4 protein-coding genes are annotated in these 5,010 nt (G+C 36.7%); all 4 read left to right on the forward strand.

Annotation, left to right across the window (positions count from 1 at the left end):
* Positions 1–208: 208 nt before the first annotated feature.
* Positions 209–682 (forward strand): phosphohistidine phosphatase SixA, encoded by a 474-nt coding sequence (gene sixA, locus VMW81_06190; protein ID HUU50527.1) that lies wholly within the window; start codon positions 209–211, stop codon positions 680–682.
* Between the two features lie 65 nt (positions 683–747).
* Complete coding sequence (locus VMW81_06195) at positions 748–1,413, forward strand: endonuclease V (GenBank protein HUU50528.1); 666 nt, start codon at positions 748–750, stop codon at positions 1,411–1,413.
* A 42-nt stretch (positions 1,414–1,455) separates the two neighbouring features.
* Positions 1,456–2,529 carry a DUF763 domain-containing protein gene (locus VMW81_06200; protein HUU50529.1) on the forward strand — a complete coding sequence of 358 codons (1,074 nt, stop codon included), beginning with the start codon at positions 1,456–1,458 and terminating at the stop codon, positions 2,527–2,529.
* A 142-nt stretch (positions 2,530–2,671) separates the two neighbouring features.
* The coding region (locus VMW81_06205) for an ABC transporter substrate binding protein (protein ID HUU50530.1) at positions 2,672–5,010 on the forward strand (2,339 nt) is incomplete at its 3' end.

Consider the following 5,010-nt stretch of genomic DNA (forward strand, 5'->3'; position numbering starts at 1 on the left):
AATCACCTCCGCATAAATATTTATTATATTATAAACTAAAGAAATGTCTATCTTGTAATATTTCTATTTAGGCAGAGCTTTAAATATGTTAAAATCTATTAAGTTCAAAGAGATTGAATTTAAGATACTCTCATCTCCAGACAGGAAAACCTTTTTAAATAATCTTAAGAATGTTTATTAGCCCTTGTAAAAAGGGGGTGATGGTCTTATGAAGTTGTATCTTGTTCAGCATGGTGAGGCAACTACAGAAGAGATAAACAAGGAAAAGCCTCTTACAAAGAAGGGGATATCAGACGTAAATAAAATAGCTACATTTCTTAGAGATGCTGGTATCAGTGTAAATTCTATCTTTCATAGCACAAAATTGCGAGCTAAAGAGTCAGCAAAGATTTTAGCCGATATCTTAAATCCAGAATGTCAGGTTATTGAAAAAAACTCCCTTTCTCCTAATGATTCCGTTGAGAATATCTATGCGGAGATTTTAGAGAGAACAGATGATTTAATGATTGTTGGACATCTGCCATTCCTTTCTAAACTAGTATCAAAGTTGATTCTGTATTCTGAAGATAAAAGTATAATAAGATTTAGGCAGGGTGGAATTGCTCGGCTGGAAAGAAACGATACAGGTTCCTGGGAGATTGATTGGTTCATAACCCCTGATTTATTGAGAGAAGAGTCGTAATTTCTTTACAAAAATCTGGACTCATTTTAAGTTTTATCTTATAGAGGTTTTCAAAAAAGATTATTATGGGACTAAGAGTATTAGCATTACATCCTTGGAATGTGTCTCCCAAAAAGGCTGTTCAAATTCAGAAAAAACTACGGTTAAGAATTAAGATCAGTCCCCTAACTAAACAACCTCTATTAATAGCTGGTGCAGATGCATCATTTAACAAAAAAACGGCAATTGGAATAGTTGTGGTCATGACCTATCCCAAACTTGAGGTTTTAGAGACAGTAAGAAAAGAGCAGCCTATAAGATTTCCTTATATGCCGACTTTTTTGGCATTCAGAGAAGGCCCTGTTTTATTGAAATGTTTTCAGTCTTTAAAAAAAGAACCGGATTTAATTATCTTTGATGGTCAAGGAACAGCACATCAAAGAAGGATGGGGCTGGCAACTCATTTGGGTATCTTACTTTCAAAATCGACCATTGGTTGTGCCAAAAAGAGACTTACGGGAACACTTAAAAAACTTGGTGAAGAAAGAGGCTCTTATTCTTATATTAAAGATATAAACCGTGAGATTATAGGTGCCATAGTGAGAACGAGAGAAAATGTTAAACCTGTATTTGTTTCTCCTGGTCATAAGATAGACTTGAAGGATGCCATAGATATTGTGCTTGGATGTACAAAAAAATACAAGATTCCAGAACCTCTAAGATATGCTCATCATTTAACAAAAGTATCATAATATTTTATCGTAAAAACAAAATTATCTCCTATTTTTAAAAAGATGAAAACAGGCATTACAAACTTACCCCTGCATTATGGAAAGGCCCCATCTTGGCTTTTTAGTCGGATGAAAAGACTGGCCTCTGAGATTACCCTTGTGATTGTTGATCAATACGGGACAGAAGAGTTCTTGAATAGATTATCCGACCCGTTTTGGTTTCAAGCCTTTGGCTGTGTTTTAGGATTTGATTGGCACTCTTCAGGACTGACGACAACTGTCTGTGGTGCTCTAAAAGAGGGATTGAAGGATGTTTCAAAAGAAATCGGTCTTTTTATCTGCGGTGGCAAAGGCGCAACTTCTCGCAAGACCCCTTTAGAAATAGAAGAAATCAGTTCAAAGAGAAGGATAAAAGTACATCCTGAAAAACTAATTTATTCCAGTAAGATGTCAGCAAAAGTAGATTCAACTGCATTACAGGATGGATATCAGCTTTATCATCACTGTTTTATCTTTAATCAAGAGGGAAACTGGACAGTTATCCAGCAGGGGATGAACACATCTAACCGGATGGCTAGGCGGTATCACTGGTTAGGAAAAGAGGTCGAGGATTTTGTCTGTGAGCCGCATAAAGCTATTTGTTGTGACCGAAAAGAAGAGGTTATCAATATGGTGGCAAAAAAAAGCGAGGACTGTCGTAAGGTGAGTACAATTCTAGCAAATGAAGAACCAAAAAGAGTTATTGATGAATATAAAAAGATTAGACAACTTAACTTATCTCCTCGTCACACAGTATCTGTAAATGATATTAGAAGCCAGAACTTAAGAAAGATTTTAGAGTTGACCTACGAAAAAAGACCGGATAATTTTGAAGCGCTTTTGGGAATTAAAGGCGTTGGTCCAAAGACGATTCGTGCACTTTCTCTCATTTCCGAGCTGATTTATGGTAAGCTTGCCTCATTTGAAGACCCAGTGAGATTTTCTTTTGCTCACGGAGGGAAGGACGGTCATCCTTATCCCGTAAATAGAAGTCAATACGATCTATCGATTCAGATATTAAAAGAGGCAGTGAATCTTACCAAGATAGGAAAAACAGAGAAATTAAAGGCATTGAGAAGGTTAAACGATAACTTTTAGATATTTTTTAAGTCAGTTTTTCGTTCATCAAAAGAAAAATGACCCCAGATTCATTTCTGAGTTAGTTTCATAAATCAAACCAATTAAATCATTGAATTATTTATAATTTTCTGATATAATTAGAAAAATTTATTTTTTAAAAATGACTAAAAATATCAAACTTACAATCTTCCTTCTTATTATTCTTTGCACTCTATTTATCTTATCCTGCCTCTCTTATGCCTATCAACATGACCATAAGCATGTGCTTGTTCTCAATTCCTATCATAAGGGCTATGTCTGGTCTGATAAAATTATGGAAGGAATCCTCTCTGTTCTAGAATCTGAAAAGAAAAATATTGATATACATATCGAGTATATGGATACGAAAAGAATTCATGATGATACGCACTTTCAAAATCTCTATGAACTTATTAAACACAAATTCTCCGGATTTAAGTTTGATGCTATTCTCACCTCTGATGATAATGCGTTTCACTTCCTTCTTAAATATAAAAAGAAACTATTCCCTGACGTTCCAGCAGTATTCTGCGGAATTGAGGATTTCAAAGAGGCTAATTTGCATAAAGATATTACCGGAGTCGTAGAAGATTATGACCTTAGAGGCACCATTAATATTGCCTTAAAGTTGCATCCCAACATAAAAGAAATTTTTGTCATTAGTGATAAGACAAGATCAGGACAAATTCATATAGAAAAAGTGAATAGTATAATCCCTGATTTTAAGGATTCCGTAAAATTTACATTTCTCATAGATCTTGATGCAAAAGAACTTCAAGAAAAGATTAAGAATTTACCAGATGATTCTATAGTCCTTTTTCTCAGTTTCTTTAGAGATAAATCTGGTAGAGTTTTGTCTTATGATAAAGCTGCAACTTTAGTTACGGATAAGAGCAATATTCCGGTATATACCTGTTGGGATTTTTATCTTGGCTATGGAGTCATTGGGGGAATGATGGTTAATGCTTTTTATCAGGGTAAGACAGCAGGGGGGATGGCTCTTCGTATTTTGAATGGAGAGAGAATTGAAAATATTCCCGTTCTTAAAAAAAGCCCAAATCGCTACATGTTTGATTATAAACAGATGCAGCGTTTTGGCATTAAACTTGCTGACCTCCCCGTAAATAGCATTGTTATTAATAAGCCATCTCCCTTTTATACAATACATAAAAATTTAATCTGGACTGGTTTAATAGGATTTCTCTCTCTTTCATTTGGCATATTTATTTTCCTTATTATTAGTTCAAAACGCAAGCGTGCTGAAGAGGCTTTGAGGCTATCTCAATTTTCTGTCGATAAAGCTGCAGATGCTGTCTTTTGGATGGGACAAGATGCGAGATTAGTTTATGTTAACGAGACTGCCTGCCGCAAATTAGGGTATTCACGCAAGAAGCTTCTCTCCATGACAGTACATGACATTGATCCGAACTTTCCCAAAGAGGTCTGGCAAGAACATTGGGAGGAGATTCGAAAGCGAGGCTCCTTTATTTTAGAATCTCATCATAAAAAAAAGGATGGAACGATTTTTCCAGTAGAGATTATCGTAAATTACATCAATTTTGATGGAAAGGAGTTCAACTGTGCCTTTGCTCGCGATATCGCTGAGCGTAAAAAGAGTGAGGAGGAAATTAAGAAGAAGACATTACAGTTAAAGACCCTTTATGAAGTAGATAAAAAGATTGCCTCTATTGTCTCAAGAGAAGAACTCCTCCCATGGATAGCAAAGCAGGCGGCTCGACTTCTTGAGGCTGATGAGTGTGTTTACCGGATAAGAGGGGGGGATTATCTTCTTAGGGGTGGCGGTACCAAAGAGGGTATGGAATTAATGAAAAAGGAGAGGTTAAAGATCGGTGAGAGTTTAAGTGGGTGGATTGCCAAAGAGAAGAAACCCCTTATCATTCCAGATGGTTATGCTGATGATCCAAGGCTTATTCCAGAGCACAGGAAGAAAGCAGCAGAATATGGTTTCAGATCTGCACTTGGTGTTCCTATGTGTATAAAGGGAAGGGTCATAGGGGTTTTAAATATTATATCAAAAAAGCCAAGGAGATTTTTAAAGGCAGATATTGAGCTTTTATCTGACTTTGCTGATATGTCAGCGATTGCCCTTGAGAAGGCAAGGCTTTATGAAGAAGTCATAGAGAAGGTTACGGAGCTCAACGCCCTTTATGAGGTGAACAAGATGATCACCTCTGAGATAAAGAGGGGGAAGCTTGTACCTCTGATTGCTGAGCAGGCAAATAAGCTCTTAGGAGCAGATGGGTGTAAGTTCAGGTTAAGGGAGGGAGATGAGCTGGTTCGTTCCTATGGCACCAAGCAAAGCATTGAATTGATGGTAAAGGAGAGGATAAAGATTGGTGAGAGTTTAGGGGGAATTATTGCCAAGGAGAAGAAGCCTTTGGCTATTGAGGACATACGAGAAGACAAAAGATATATCAAGGAGCACCGGGAGGTTGCCAGGAGGCTTGGTTTTATCTCTTT

This window comes from Nitrospinota bacterium (assembly GCA_035528715.1).
In the GTDB taxonomy this organism is placed as follows: domain Bacteria; phylum JADFOP01; class JADFOP01; order DATKYB01; family DATKYB01; genus DATKYB01.